Origin of the sequence: Bradyrhizobium sp. CB1717 (genome assembly GCF_029714325.1) — a bacterium.
In the GTDB taxonomy this organism is placed as follows: Bacteria; Pseudomonadota; Alphaproteobacteria; order Rhizobiales; family Xanthobacteraceae; genus Bradyrhizobium.
This window is the reverse complement of record NZ_CP121666.1, coordinates 7,279,171-7,293,398: the sequence shown is the minus strand read 5'-3', so window position 1 is coordinate 7,293,398 and position 14,228 is coordinate 7,279,171. Positions and strand designations below refer to the sequence as shown.

The 14,228-nt window shown below is 64.6% G+C and carries 13 protein-coding genes; 7 read left to right on the top strand and 6 right to left on the bottom strand.

Annotated elements, in window-relative coordinates:
• Positions 1 to 50: 50 nt before the first annotated feature.
• On the bottom strand, positions 51 to 578 hold the full coding sequence (locus QA649_RS34100; RefSeq protein ID WP_283021067.1) for a DUF3124 domain-containing protein: 528 nt from the start codon (positions 576 to 578) through the stop codon (positions 51 to 53).
• Between the two features lie 67 nt (positions 579 to 645).
• Between QA649_RS34100 and QA649_RS34095 the strand changes: the two genes are divergently transcribed.
• The 4 genes from QA649_RS34095 (at position 646) to QA649_RS34080 (ending at position 6,101) form a co-directional block, all read left to right on the top strand.
• The gene (locus tag QA649_RS34095) at positions 646 to 2,376 is read left to right on the top strand and encodes a cation:proton antiporter (protein ID WP_283021066.1); all 1,731 of its coding nucleotides are present in this window, start codon (positions 646 to 648) and stop codon (positions 2,374 to 2,376) included.
• Between the two features lie 190 nt (positions 2,377 to 2,566).
• Entirely contained in the window at positions 2,567 to 3,643 is a 1,077-nt protein-coding gene (ribB, locus tag QA649_RS34090; protein ID WP_018648684.1) for a 3,4-dihydroxy-2-butanone-4-phosphate synthase, read from the top strand.
• A 132-nt stretch (positions 3,644 to 3,775) separates the two neighbouring features.
• The gene (locus QA649_RS34085) at positions 3,776 to 4,990 is read left to right on the top strand and encodes an acyl-CoA dehydrogenase (RefSeq protein WP_036004014.1); all 1,215 of its coding nucleotides are present in this window, start codon (positions 3,776 to 3,778) and stop codon (positions 4,988 to 4,990) included.
• A gap of 187 nt (positions 4,991 to 5,177) precedes the next feature.
• Positions 5,178 to 6,101, top strand: a complete 924-nt coding sequence (locus QA649_RS34080; protein ID WP_283021065.1) for an MBL fold metallo-hydrolase — start codon at positions 5,178 to 5,180, stop codon at positions 6,099 to 6,101.
• 119 nt (positions 6,102 to 6,220) lie between these two features.
• Here the strand turns inward: QA649_RS34080 and QA649_RS34075 are convergent, their stop codons facing one another.
• Complete coding sequence (locus QA649_RS34075) at positions 6,221 to 7,075, bottom strand: DUF1499 domain-containing protein (RefSeq protein ID WP_283021064.1); 855 nt, start codon at positions 7,073 to 7,075, stop codon at positions 6,221 to 6,223.
• 202 nt (positions 7,076 to 7,277) lie between these two features.
• Positions 7,278 to 8,906 carry a fatty-acid--CoA ligase gene (locus tag QA649_RS34070; protein ID WP_283021063.1) on the bottom strand — a complete coding sequence of 543 codons (1,629 nt, stop codon included), beginning with the start codon at positions 8,904 to 8,906 and terminating at the stop codon, positions 7,278 to 7,280.
• Between the two features lie 65 nt (positions 8,907 to 8,971).
• Between QA649_RS34070 and QA649_RS34065 the strand changes: the two genes are divergently transcribed.
• On the top strand, positions 8,972 to 10,054 hold the full coding sequence (locus QA649_RS34065) for an extensin family protein (protein WP_283021062.1): 1,083 nt from the start codon (positions 8,972 to 8,974) through the stop codon (positions 10,052 to 10,054).
• A 36-nt stretch (positions 10,055 to 10,090) separates the two neighbouring features.
• Here QA649_RS34065 and QA649_RS34060 read toward each other — a convergent pair whose 3' ends face one another.
• Positions 10,091 to 10,777, bottom strand: coding sequence for a L,D-transpeptidase (locus tag QA649_RS34060; protein WP_283021061.1), 687 nt, complete (start codon positions 10,775 to 10,777; stop codon positions 10,091 to 10,093).
• A 326-nt stretch (positions 10,778 to 11,103) separates the two neighbouring features.
• Between QA649_RS34060 and QA649_RS34055 the strand changes: the two genes are divergently transcribed.
• Complete coding sequence (locus QA649_RS34055; protein WP_283021060.1) at positions 11,104 to 12,081, top strand: magnesium transporter CorA family protein; 978 nt, start codon at positions 11,104 to 11,106, stop codon at positions 12,079 to 12,081.
• Between the two features lie 205 nt (positions 12,082 to 12,286).
• Positions 12,287 to 12,520 (top strand): hypothetical protein, encoded by a 234-nt coding sequence (locus QA649_RS34050; protein ID WP_283021059.1) that lies wholly within the window; start codon positions 12,287 to 12,289, stop codon positions 12,518 to 12,520.
• Positions 12,521 to 12,778: 258 nt separating this feature from the next.
• On the opposite strand, the gene QA649_RS34045 is transcribed toward QA649_RS34050, so the two are convergent.
• The gene (locus QA649_RS34045) at positions 12,779 to 13,531 is read right to left on the bottom strand and encodes an SDR family oxidoreductase (RefSeq protein WP_283026161.1); all 753 of its coding nucleotides are present in this window, start codon (positions 13,529 to 13,531) and stop codon (positions 12,779 to 12,781) included.
• A 50-nt stretch (positions 13,532 to 13,581) separates the two neighbouring features.
• Positions 13,582 to 14,223, bottom strand: coding sequence for a pyridoxamine 5'-phosphate oxidase (pdxH, locus tag QA649_RS34040; protein ID WP_283021058.1), 642 nt, complete (start codon positions 14,221 to 14,223; stop codon positions 13,582 to 13,584).
• Positions 14,224 to 14,228 lie beyond the last annotated feature (5 nt).

Below are 14,228 nucleotides of genomic sequence, written 5' to 3'. Positions count from 1 at the left end.
CGTTGCCCCCGCGGCCTTGACTTCTTGCCAACCGTCCGGGGTGGACGGTCTTATTTTTTGCCGGCCGTCCGGGTCGGACGTCCCTGGCTGATGAAAGCGTAATGCGCATTGGCGACGCCGCCAACCATCAAGGCCTCGACCACCGGCTCGGAGATCTCGCCTGTCGCAGCCCAGTCGACGATGAAATTGGCGCCTGTGCCGCCGCGCACGTCGTCGGTTGGGATGAAGATCGAGACGGTGGCGAGGGGCCTCAAGGCCACCGGCGCCTTCAGATAGCTCTCGACCTGCTTGCCTGCGGTGTCGAAATAGGCGATGCGTTTGAGCACCAGGGCTTGCGTCTCGGAGGCGTTGTGGACGCTCAATGTCACCGAGAAATCGACGCGCAGCTTGCCCTGGCTCATCGCAACGCTGGAATAGGCCGGCACGTAGAACCCACCGGACACGGCGAGTTCCTCCTTCGGCAGCGCAGTGAGCGAATCGGCAAAGCTCTGCTCGATATTGACCTTGGGTTGCGCCGCGGCCGGCAAGGCGGACGCGAATGGACCCAGCAGGGCTATCAACCAGAGCACGAACCGCATGTGACGAATTGCTCGCTTGCCGCGCCGCAACCCGCCACTAGGGTGCGGCAAAACGGACCAATTTGGCATGCATGAGCTCATTCGCGACATCACTCTCTGTATCCTGTTTGCCTGGGGGCTGGGCCTCCTGGCCCACTTCTCCCGGCAACCGCTGATCCTGGCCTACCTTATCGCCGGCTTCTGCATAGGTCCATTCGGTGCCGGCTGGGTCAAATCGCAGGAATCGATCAGCGTCATCTCCGAGCTCGGCCTGATCTTCATGCTGTTCATGATCGGCCTGGAGATCGACCTGAAGAAGATCGTGCGGGCGGGCAGGGTGATCCTGTTCGCGGCGGGAGGCCAGCTCCTTGGCGGCTGTCTGCTCGGCGTGCTGTTCTTCATCGGCATCGGCCTGTCGCTTGGTGGCGGGCATTTCGACGCGATCTATCTCTGCGTCGCATGCGCGCTGTCGAGCACGGTCATCATCGTCAAGGTGCTCTACGAGAAGCGCGAACTTGATACGCTGCCGGGGCGAATCACGCTCGGCGTGCTGGTGCTCCAGGACATCTTCGCGATCCTGTTCCTGGCGGTGCAGCCGAGCCTTGCCAATCTCGAGGTCACCGTCATCCTGCTCTCGATCGGCCGCGTCGCGGTGCTGGTCGCCGCCGCGCTCCTGATCAGCCGTTATGTGCTTCCGCGCCTGTTCCACCAGATCGCCCGCCGTCCCGAGCTGATCCTGCTGGGGGCGCTGGCCTGGTGCTTCCTCGTGGCCGAGACCGCCGAGCGGCTCTCGCTGTCGCGCGAGATGGGCGCCCTGATCGCCGGCGTCTCGCTCTCGACCTTTCCTTACGCGCTCGACGTCACCGCCAAGGTCACCACGCTGCGGGACTTCTTCATCACGCTGTTCTTCGTTGCGCTCGGCATGACCATTCCGGTGCCCGGCCTCTCGGTAATCGGTCTGGCGCTGATGATCGCGGCGTTCACGGTGGTGAGCCGGCTCGTCACCACCTTTACGCCGCTCTACCTGATGAAGCAGGGGCTGCGCGCGAGCCTGTTGCCGGCGCTCAACCTCGCGCAGATCTCCGAATTCTCGCTGGTGGTGATCCAGACCGGCGTTTCCGACCACCATATCGCAGCCGAGACGGCGAACGCGGCCTCCTTCGCCTTCGTGGTGCTGGCTGTGCTCTCGACCTTCGTGATGACCCGCAGTGACGAGATCACCCGCTGGGCGATCGGCCCGTTGAAGCGGATCGGCCTGCGCGATCTCGATCACGGCAACGGCCACGCCGAGGAGAGCCACGAGGCCGGGCATGGCGAGGCCCGCCGCATCGTCATCCTCGGCTTTTTCCGCGCGGCGAGCGCGCTGCTGGCGGAGATCGAGCGGCAGGCGCCGGTGCTGCTGGAGCAGATCACGGTGGTCGATTTCAACCCCAATGTGTACCAAACCTTGCTTTCACGCGGTCTGCACGTGATCTATGGCGACATCAGCAGTGCCGATACGCTGCTCCATGCCGGCGTCGGCAAGTCCGAGATGATCATCCTCAGCGTGCCGGACGCGCTTCTGAAGGGCGCCAGCAACGAGAAGCTGGTCCGTCACGTCCGCACTCTCAATCCGACTGCCATGATCGTTGCCACGGCCGACCTGTTGTCCGATGTGGGCGAGCTCTATGCGGCCGGCGCCAGCTACGTCACCGTGACCCGGCTCAGCGATGCTCATGAGCTGTTTACCGTGATCGAAGCCGCCCAGGCCGGCCTGCTCGCCGACAAGCGTGCCGAGCTCGATCTGCGGCTCGGCGAGCGGCGCGAGGTGCTGCCCTGACGGCGCCCCGGCCGTCTTCCGTCCGGGCTTGGCGCGCCTATATCCCTGGTATCTTCGGTGCAAGCCTGAGGCTCGCGGGCCGGCCCGCCATCAGGCATATGCGGTTGCGTCCAGGACACTAGCGCTTGGAGCCAAGTCCGGCTAAGGCGTCCGGCAAGCCTCCGGCCCCATAACCGATAGAGATTGGGACATGCCCGATACCGTCCAGGAAGTCTTGCAGGCCTTTGCCAGGGGCGAGCTCGTCGTCGTCACCGACGACGAGGACCGCGAGGGTGAGGGCGATCTGATCGTCGCCGCCTCGCTCTGCACCGCCGAGAAGATGGCGTTCATCATCCGCCACACCTCCGGCATCGTCTGCGCCCCCGTGACCACCGAGGACGCCCGCCGCCTGCGGCTCGATCCGATGGTCGCCCACAACGATTCCGCGCACACCACAGCGTTCACGGTCTCGATCGACTACAAGCCCGACGGCGGCACCGGCATCTCGGCCGAGGAGCGCGCCTCGTGCTGCCGGGCGCTCGCCAATCCCAATGTCGGCGCGCATGACTTCGCCCGGCCGGGCCACATCTTCCCGCTGATCGCCAAGGATGGCGGCGTGCTGCTGCGCTCCGGCCATACCGAGGCCGCCGTCGATCTCTGCAAGCTCTCCGGCCTGCCGCCGGTCGGCGTCATCAGCGAGCTGATGAACGACGACGGCAGCGTGATGAAGGGCGAGCAGGTCGCGCAGTTCGCCGCCAGGCACAAGCTCAGGCACGTCACCATCGCGGACATGATCGCCTACCGCCAGGCGCGCGAAAAGCTGATCGAGCGGGTCTCGACCTTCGTCATCGACAGCCCGATTGGCCCCTTGCAGGGCTACGCCTATCGCTCGCCGTTCGATTCCATCGCCCACGTCGCCTTCGTCTACAACGGCGTCGGCGACGGCAAGAACGTGCTGACGCGCTTCCACAAGCCGAACATCGTCAAGGACACCTTCACCGGGCACAAGCGCATGGCCGCCGTGCTCGAGCATTTCAAGAAGACCGGCCGCGGCGTGCTGGTCTACTTGCGCGACGGCGCCGCCGGCGTGCCCGTGTCCCCGCTTCCCGACGAGACCTCGACGGAGGCGGACCGCAACCGCCAGTGGCGCGAAATCGGCGTCGGCGCGCAGATCCTGCGCGATCTCGGCGTTACCTCGATCCGGCATCTCACCTCCTCGGTCCATGACTACAAGGGTCTGTCGGGCTTCGGCATCGAGATCGTCGCCAACGAGCAGCTCGAGACCTGACACGCCGTTTCCGGGTCCGCAGCGTTGCGTGACCCGGAAATGACCGAAACCAGGATGCAATTGCACTTGTTGCCGCGGCGCTTTAATTTGTCGGGCAATTTCTAGACGGAACCAGACGCGAAAGGACGTTTCATGAGCGTGCGCCCTCAGGCCAAGGACAAGCCGGCTGCGGCTTCTTTCCAGTGGGACGATCCGTTCCTGCTCGACGAACAGCTGACCGAAGACGAGCGCATGGTGCGCGACACCGCCCGTGCCTATGCCCAGGACAAGCTGCTGCCCCGCGTCTCCAAGGCCTATCTGGAAGAGAAGACCGACCGCGAGATCTTCAACGAGATGGGCGAGCTCGGTCTGATCGGCATTACGCTGCCGGAGGAATATGGCTGCGCCAATGCGAGCTACGTCGCCTACGGGCTCGTCGCGCGCGAGATCGAGCGGGTCGATTCCGGCTACCGCTCGATGAACTCGGTGCAGTCCTCGCTGGTGATGTATCCGATCTACGCCTATGGCGACGAGAACCAGCGCAAGAAGTACCTGCCGAAGCTCGCCAGCGGCGAGTGGGTCGGCTGCTTCGGCCTGACCGAGCCGGACGCCGGCTCCGATCCCGCCGGCATGAAGACCCGCGCCGAGAAGGTCTCGGACGGCTACCGCCTGACCGGCAGCAAGATGTGGATCTCGAATGCGCCGATCGCCGACGTGTTCGTGGTCTGGGCCAAATCGGCGGCGCACGACAACCAGATCCGCGGTTTCGTGCTGGAGAAGGGCATGAAGGGCCTCTCCGCGCCGAAGATCGGCGGCAAGCTCTCGCTTCGCGCCTCCATCACCGGCGAGGTCGTTATGGATGGCGTCGTGGTTCCCGAAGACGCGCTGCTGCCCAACGTCTCCGGCCTCAAGGGTCCGTTCGGCTGCCTCAACCGCGCCCGCTATGGCATCTCCTGGGGTGCGCTCGGCGCCGCCGAGGACTGCATGCACCGCGCCCGCCAGTACACGCTTGATCGCAAGCAGTTCGGCAAGCCGCTCGCCGCGACCCAGCTGGTGCAAAAGAAGCTCGCCGACATGGAGACCGAGATCGCGCTTGGCCTTCAGGGCTCGCTTCGCGTCGGCCGCCTGATGGACGAGGGCAAGTTCGCCCCCGAGATGATCTCGATCATGAAGCGCAACAATTGCGGCAAGGCGCTCGACATCGCCCGCACCGCCCGCGACATGCACGGCGGCAACGGCATCTCGATCGAGTATCACGTGATGCGCCACGTCCATAACCTCGAGACGGTCAACACCTACGAGGGCACCCACGACGTCCACGCCCTGATCCTGGGACGCGCGATCACGGGCATTCAGGCGTTTTTCTGAGCCGCGTACCCCGTGGCCGCTGTCTTGCTCAGCTGTCATCGCCCGCCTTGTGCGCAATTGCGCACTGGGGGCGGGCGATCCAGTATCCCAGAGACCTCGCCTTCGCCTCAGGCGCCGCGGCGTACTGGATACCCCGCCTTCGCGGGGTATGACGGCGAGGGTTGGGTAGCAGTGCACAGGAAGTCTCATGTCCGACAACGACGACGTCCCGTTCAACCGCAACTTTCCGCTTCAGCCTGGCGTCGTCGAGGAAGTCCGCCCCGGCGTGCGGCGCGTGCTCTGTAACAATCCGAGCCCCTTCACCTTCACCGGTACGGTCAGCTACATCGTCGGCACAGGCAACGTCGCGATCATCGATCCCGGCCCGGATGATGCGGCGCATGCGGCCGCGCTGCTCGATGCCGTGCGCGGCGAGACGGTGAGCCACATCTTCGTCACCCACACCCATCGCGACCATTCGCCGAACACCGCGCGGATCAAGCAGGCGACCGGCGCGCCGGTCTATGCCGAAGGCCCGCACCGCGCCTCGCGCCCGCGCTTCGAGAGCGAGAAGCACAATCCGGAATCCGGCGTCGATCGCGATTTCGCGCCCGACATCAGGATCGCCCATGGCGATGTGGTCGAGGGCGACGGCTGGCGCCTCGAGGCGGTGGCGACGCCCGGCCACACCGCCAACCACCTCGCCTTCGCCTGGGCGGAGCGGAAATTCAATTTCGTGGGCGACCACGTGATGGGCTGGTCGACCTCGATCGTGGCGCCGCCCGACGGCTCGATGATCGACTACATGGACTCGCTCGACCGCCTCGCCGCGCGCGCGGAGGACCTCTATTTCTCCGGCCACGGCCCCGAGATTCCGGACGGCCCGCGCTTTGTGCGTTTCCTGATCCGCCACCGCAAGGCGCGCGAGGCTTCGATCCTGCACCGCCTCGCCAAGGGCGAGGCCGACATCCCAACCATGGTGCGCGCGATCTATATCGGCATCGATCCGAGGCTGACGACGGCCGCCGGCTATTCCGTGCTGGCGCATCTGGAAGACCTCGTCGCCCGCGGCGTGGTGGCAACCGATGGCGATCCCGTGATCACCGGGACGTATCGGATGGCGGGCGCCTAGCGTCGGCCATCATTCCGGGGCGTGCGTTAGCGCGAACCCGGAATCCATCGTGCCGCAGTGTCGGTGGATGAATGGATTCCGGGCTCGCCGCTTTGCGGCGCCCCGGAATGACAGCCGGGCTATTTCTTCACCGTCTTCGCCGGTGCCTTCGGCGGCGCCACCGGGGTCTTCTTCACCGGCTTGAGCGCATCGGCATCGGCGGCGGTGTTGAGATCCTCGATGAATTTCTTCACGCGCGCGGCATTGCTGCCGAGATCGCTATCGAAATAGCGCGAGGCGGAGCGGATATCGACGCGGGAATCCTCGCCGTCGGGCACGACCCTGATGGAAATGTCCTCGCGCAAGCCCATGATCGGTGTGCGGGCCACCGCCTCGATGCGACCCATGCGGCGCGGCGGCTGCGGCGCGCGCTCGTCGATGACGAGCCATTTGCGCTTGTTGACCAGCTGCAGCGCGATCGCATAGGCGCGATCGACCGGGATCTCGAGCTCGATTGGTTCGATATCAGGATAAAAATGGCGCTGCTGCTCGGCCGAATAGAGACCGGCATAGACGGCCGTATTGGCGCCGTCACCGGCGCGCAGCCGCGCCAATGCGTCGAAGCGTGGCGGGTCGATCGGGTCGGTGGTGATGTCGTGGATCGCCGGCAGCTTGCGGTATTGCAGGGCGAGATAGGCGGGGTAGGCGAGGATCGCGCCGTCGATCAGGAACGCGAGCAGGATGCGCGCCATGCCGCGCGAGCCGTTCTGCCAGATCGCGGCGAAGCCCGCGAGCCCGAACAGGATGGAGAGCCCCGCGATCGCGAGGCCCCCGAAGAAGGTGACGAGCGCCGGCTTCGGCTCCAGGAAGCCGAAGCGGACGATGAGGATAGACACCAGGACGGCCACCACCGCGAACACGGCGAGATTGCGCGCCCAGCTGGCGAGGCTGGACACGGGCTCCGTCTGGTAGGGAGCGGAAAACCTGCGGGCCATCGGTGAAGCTCTGCCGGGGTCTTGGAGGCGGTGCCGGCCGATCTGGCGCGACGATGGGCCGTTGAGACCACGGCCCGGGGGCAAATTCAAGGGTTCCGGGTCATCATTGCCCGTCATTCCGGGGCGCCCAAAGGGCGAACCCGGAATCTCGAGATTCCGGGTTCGATGCCGTTGGCATCGCCCCGGAATGACGTCTACGTCCCTACGCCGCCGCGTTCGGGAAGCGGTAATCCTTGAACTGGTCGCGCAGCGCCGTCTTCAGGATCTTGCCGGTGGCGGTATGCGGGATGCCGTCGACGAAGGCGACGTCGTCGGGCATCCACCATTTGGCGATCTTGCCGTCCATGAATTTCAGGATGTCCTCGCGGCTTGCCTGCTGGCCCTGCTTGAGCTGCACGATCAGCAGCGGCCGCTCGTCCCATTTGGGGTGGAACACGCCGATCACGGCGGCTTCCGCCACGGCTGGATGGCCGACGGCGAGATTTTCGAGGTCGATCGAGGAGATCCACTCGCCGCCGGACTTGATCACGTCCTTGGAGCGGTCGGTGATCCGCATGTAGCCGTCCTCGTCGATGGTCGAGACGTCGCCGGTGTCGAAGAAGCCTTCCTCGTCGAGGATGTTGGCGTCGACGCGATAATACGCCTTGGCGACCGCGGGGCCGGAGACCTTGAGGCGGCCGAAGGTCTTGCCGTCCCAGGGCAGCTCCTTGCCGGCATCGTCGGTGATCTTCATCTGCACGGCGAAGGGGGCATAGCCCTGCATCTGCAGGACGTCGAGCTTGGCATCGCCGGTTGCGTTCTGGAACGGCGGCTTCAGCGCCGCGACGCTGCCGATCGGGCTCATCTCGGTCATGCCCCAGGCGTGGCGGACGCTCGAGCCCATGTCGAGGAAAGCCTTGATCATCGAGCGCGGCATCGCCGAGCCGCCGCAGATCACCATCTTCAGCTCCGGCAGCTTCAGATTGTTGGCGGCCATGTGCTGGAGCAGCATCAGCCACACCGTGGGCACGCCGGCGGTGTGGGTCACCTTTTCGGTCGAGAGCAGCTCGTAGACCGAGGCGCCATCGAGCTTGGCGCCGGGCATGACCAGCTTGGTGCCCTGCGAGGGCGCGGAGAAGGCGATGCCCCAGCTGTTGGCGTGGAACAGCGGCACCACCGGCAGCATCGTCTCGGAGGCGCTGGTGCCGAGCGCGTCGACATTGTTGGCCATCAGCGCGTGCAGCACGTTGGAGCGATGCGAGTACAGCACACCCTTCGGGTCGCCCGTGGTGCCCGACGTGTAGCACATCGCGGCCGCCGTGTTCTCGTCAAAGTCCTTCCATTTGAATTTGCCGTCGGCCTGCGCAATCCAGTCCTCGTAGGCTACCGCATTCTTCAGCGTGGTCTGCGGCATATGCGCCTTGTCGGTGAGCACGACGTAGTGCTCCACGCTTGGCAGCTTGTCGGCGATCTTCTCCAGGATCGGAACGAAGGTGATGTCGGTCATCACGATGCGGTCCTGCGCATGGTTGATGATCCAGGCGATCTGCTCGGGGAAAAGGCGGGGATTGACGGTATGGCAGATGGCGCCGATGCCCATGATGCCGTACCACACCTCGAGATGGCGCCAGGTGTTCCAGGCGATCGTGGCGACGCGGTCGCCGAGCTTGATGCCGTCGCGCTCCAGCATCTGGGAGACCTTGAGCGCGCGCTTGTGGATCTCGGCATAGTTGGTGCGGTGGATCGGTCCCTCGATCGATCGCGTGACCACCTCCTGCTTGCCATGAATCCTGGCGGCGTGTTCGATGATCCGGTGGCAGAGCAGGGGCCAGTCTTGCATCAAACCAAGCATTCCGACGTTCCTCCGAGAAGTCGCTGGGCGCGTTTTTGCTCTCAGCGTTGGGCCAATGAATTGTCATGAATTTTAGCCTGCCGGACTCTCGCCGCAAATGGTCTTGTCGCGGCTATATGTCCGCCGGCGCGGCAATGGTTACCGTCGTGCTGGGGCTGACGCTTGTGCTGACGGAGCGGGCAGAGGCGCGAAAATATGCTGCGCCGTTCGATATCTTTGGCCTTGGTACACCACGGCCGCGTGCGAAAGTTCATTCCGCCAAGGTCCCGCTCCCGAAACCGCGCCCCGAGGAGGCCCCGAAAGCACCCGCCGAGGCCCCGCCGGAGGCGGAGGGCAAGCCGTCCCCGGACAAGCCGGGTGACACCAAGCCCGCCGAGGCTGCGCGGCCGCCCGAGAAGCGGGCCTCGGCCTGCCGGCTCGCGCTGACCGAGGAGATCGCGGTCGCACCGTCCATTCCGGATATCCGCGGCCCCGGCGCCTGTGGCGGCGAGGATCTGGTGCGGCTGGAGGCCATCGTGCTGCCGGACAAGCGCAAGGTGACGGTGAAGCCGGCGGCAATCCTCCGCTGCACCATGGCCTCCGCGATCGCCGACTGGGTGCGCAAGGACATGGTGCCGCTGGCCGCGAGCCTCGGCTCGACCATCAGCGATCTCGACAATTTCGACAGCTTCGAGTGCCGGGGCCGCAACCGCATCGCCGGCGCGATGCTGTCCGAGCACGGCAAGGCCAACGCGCTCGACGTCCGCGCCATCAAGCTCGCCAACGGGCAGTCGATCGGCCTCACCGACCGCACCATGTCGCGCGATGTGCGCGAGCGCGTGCTGCATTCGGTCTGTACGCGCTTCTCCACCGTGCTCGGGCCGGGCTCGGACTGGTACCACGAGGACCATATCCATCTCGATCTCGCGCAGCGGCGGAACGACTACCGGATCTGCCAGTGGAACGTCTGGGATCCCCTGCCGCAGGTCGCGCCGCTCTTGCCGGCGGAGCGCCCCGACGAGGCGCCGCCGCGCGAGGTCGCGGCAAAGCCAGACGCCAAGGAAGGCGCCGACGACGAGGCGGCGGAGAAATCCTCTCCGCCCGAGGACAAGCCGGTGTCCGCGAAGAAGGATCAGCCGTCGAAGCCGGCAACAAAAAAGCGCCGGTGAAACCGGCGCTTTTGAATCTTCAGAGGTCGGAGGCGATCAGTAGCTGCCGGCCTGGCCGGTCTGGCTGCCGCCGAGCGCGAGGCGCGAATTGTACGGCGAGTCGCCGTGCTTCGGCTCGAGCACGACCACGATCGTGCCGACCTTGACGCGATCATAGAGATCGATCGCGTCCTCGTTGGTCAGGCGGATGCAGCCTGACGAAATCGAGGCGCCGATATATTCCGGCTGGTTGGTGCCGTGGATGCGGAACAACGTGTCTTTCCCGCCCGAGTAGAGGTAAATCGCGCGAGAGCCCATCGGATTGTCCGGGCCGGGCGCCACATAGGTCGGCACGCCAAGGCGCGAAATTTCGCCGGGGGTGGGGTGCCATGCCGGCCACTCGGTCTTGCTGCCGACCTTGGCGATGCCCGACCAGGCCATGGCTTCTTCGCCGACGGTGATACCGTAACGGATCGCCTTGCCGCCTTCCTGCACGTAGTAGAGGTAATGGTTGTCGGAATCGACCACGATCGAGCCCGGGGACTCCTTGCGGTGGTAGTCGACGATGGCGCGGCGGAACGGCTCCGCGACCGGGGTGTTCTCGTACCGGACCTTGGCAAGGAGTTCCTTGTCCTTCGGCTTGAATGCCTTGGTGTCGGTCGCCTCGAAATGCGTGGCCTGCATGCAGCCCGACAGCATCAGGCCCGCGGCCAAAATTCCCAACTTAACTTTCAGCGACGACATGATTTGGTTCCAATCAAAACAATACCGTGCGGAAGGCCTGAGCTTACCGCCCAAGTTCCTCGACTCCGTTAAGCCCATTATCGTTGAAATCTGCCACAATTCCAGCGCTGAAGGCCTTTTCCCGCGCTGCGAGACCCAAGCTGTGGCTTTTCTGCCGCAAGTTTTGCGACGCTGTGGGGGATTTTTGGCAAAGGAGGTCCGAACTGTCGATTTCGCGCCACAGTAGCGCCACAAATGCAAATGCTCCGTTAATGTTGTTGTCATCGTGAACCTGTCAGAATCGCGCTAAAGGCTGTCATTCTGTCGCAGGTTCTCTGGAGTCGTTCATGTTTTCGGTGTTTGTTCCCTCCGAGTCCTCCCTCAAGAAGGCGGTGATCGAGGATCTCACGGTGCTGCCGGAGAACGCGGTCTGGATCGACCTCGTCAACCCCTCAGCCGCCGAGGACAAGGCCGTGGAGCGGCTGGCGGGCATCGCCATCCCGACCCGGGAAGACATGCAGGAGATCGAGATCTCCAGCCGGCTCTATATCGAGAACGGCGCGCGCTACATGACCGCGACGCTGATGTGCCACTCCGATACCGACATGCCCCGGACCACCGCGGTGACCTTCATCCTCGGCGACCATCGCCTGGTGACGGTGCGCTACGACCTGCCGAAGCCGTTTGCGCTGGTCGAGGCCAAGCTCGGCCGCTCCTGCACGCCGTCCATCACCGGCGAGATGGTGCTGATGGAACTGCTGGATGCCGTGATCGACCGCTGCGCCGACATTCTGGAGCGCTGCGGCGCCGAGATCGACCAGGTCTCGCACGACATCTTCGAGCCCGAGAGCGAGCGCCACGGTCACGCCAAGCAATATTCCCAGATCCTGATCTCGATCGGCCGCAAGGGGGATTTGACCTCCAAGGTCCGCGAGAGCCTGGTCTCGATCGGCCGTGTCGCCGCATTCCTCTCGGCGGTGGTGGAAGGCGTCAAATGGTCGAAGGACATGCGCGAGCAGCTCAAGACCATGCAGCGCGACGTCGTCTCGCTGACCGACCATGCCTCCTATCTCTCCAACAAGATCACCTTCGTGCTCGACGCCATGCTCGGCGTCGTCAATCTCGAGCAGAACAACATCATCAAGCTGTTTTCGGTCATGGCCGTTGTCCTGATGCCGCCGACGCTGATCGCCTCGATCTACGGCATGAACTTCAAGGCGATGCCGGAACTCGAATGGGTGCACGGCTATCCGATGGCGCTGGTGATGATGCTGATCGCCGCCATCGTTCCGTACTGGATCTTCAAATGGAAGAAGTGGCTGTGATCTCGTCCGCTCTCGGAAAATAGCTACCGAGACCTTACGTCGGTCGCAGAGACACGGCGCATCGTGTCGCAGAATAGAGCGGGTTTGCGGCGTCGCGGTGATGCGTGTTTGCTGCCCCAATTCCTCCGGTAAAATTTGAGCGGTGGGCTGAACGTTTGCGCGAAACTTGTCTGCGATAAGTAGTGCGTAGCCGCGAGGAACAGCCATGGTTGAAAAACACATAACGTCGCCCCGCAACGTCATCGATCTGGCGAACTATCGTCAGGTCCTGGCGAGCGGCAAGGCGTCGTCGATGTCGGCACGTCTGTGCCGGCACTGTGGTGCTCCGCTGCTCGATGGCGAGAACGACGACGACTGCTCGACTGCATTCAATGCCGCAGCTCCAAGTGCTGCAGCTTCAAGGCTGCGCGATCGGTCGCGTCGGATTCGAGTCGATTGAGGAACGGAAGGAAGGGCGGGCGATCCAGGTCTTGCGGCGGCCTTGTCTGGATCGCCTTGCTTCCCTAGTCACTATTTCCAATTCGTCATTGCGAGGAGCCACCCGGTCCCGCCTCCGGCGGCCCGGATGACAGGCTCCGCGACGAAGCAATCCAGACCGTCTCCGCGGAGGCAGTCTGGATTGCTTCGTGGAGCCTCGTCATCGGGCCGCGCTTCGCGCGGACCCGTTGGCTCGCAATGACGAACGATAGAGGATGGCCTACACGTGCTGGCCGCCGTTGATATGGATCTCGGCGCCGTTGACGTACGAGCTGGTATCCGTGCACAGCACGTAGATGATCTTGGCGACCTCGTCGGGCGTGCCGAGCCGGTGCATCGGGATCTGCTGGTCCACGATCTTCTCGGTGCCCGGCGACAGGATCGAGGTGTCGATCTCGCCCGGCGCGATCGCGTTGACGCGCACGCCGACGCGGCCGAAGTCCGAGGCCATCTCGCGCGTCAGCGCGGCAAGCGCGGCCTTCGAGGTGGCATAGGCGGCGCCCGCGAAGGGGTGCACGCGCGAGCCCGCGATCGAGGTGACGTTCACGACTGAACCCTTGGCCGCCTTCAGCTCCTCGATCAGTCCGCGCGCGATCATGATCGGTGCGAAGAAGTTGACGCGGAAGACATGCGTCCAGGTGTCGAGATCGGTGTCGACCGAGCCGAGCCGCGAGCCGCCGGGGCCCTTCGGCGAGATCGCGGCGTTGTTGACCAGCGCATGCAGCGCGCCGCCTTCGAGCCGGTTGCGGATCTCGTTGATCGCGCGTGCAGTGTCCTCGGGGTCGCCGAGGTCGACCTGGATGTGGTCTTCAGGGCCCGCGTCCCACGGGCAATCCTCCGGAAACGCATGCCGCGAGCAGGTGATGACGCGCCAGCCCGCCGAAGAGAAGCGGATCACGGTGGCGTGGCCGATGCCGCGGCTCGCTCCGGTCAGGAGCAGCGTACGACGCGGCAGGTTGGACGAATGCGGCATGGACATCTTTCAGGTCGGCTCAAGGCTCGAGACGAGGCTCAGGATAAGGCTCAAGGATACATCCGCGTCTTGGACCATGGCTGGCCGGCGGCGTCACGACGAAATTCGATGCGGTCGTGCAGACGGAATGGGCGGTCGTGCCAGAACTCGATGCGCACCGGCGTGATGCGCCAGCCGCTCCAGCCCGGCGGCCGCGGCACTTCGCCGATGACGTACTTGGCCGCCACTTTCGCGATGGCTTGCTCGAAAGCGAAGCGGCTCTCCAGCGCTTCGGATTGCTTGCTCGCCCAGGCGCCGATCTGCGCCTGCTTCGGCCGCGTCGCGAAATAGGCGTCGGCCTCGGCATCGGTGACTGGCGTCACGTTGCCGCGGATGCGAACCTGACGGCGCAGCGACTTCCAGTGAAAAAGTAACGCTGCCTTAGGATTTGCGGCGAGTTCGCGGCCTTTCTGGCTGGCGATGTGGCTGTAGAAGACAAAACCCTCGGTATCGAAGCCCTTCATCAGCACCATGCGCACATCGGGCAGCCCGTCGGGATCGACGGTTGCGAGCGCCATGGCGTTCGGATCGTTCGGTTCGCTCTTGATCGCCTCGTTCAGCCAGGCATCGAACAGCGCAAAAGGCTCGTCGGCGGCGGTGAAATCACCGGATGTTAAGGGTGTCTGGTGTTTCATCGAGGTCGTGTCGGTCATGTCTG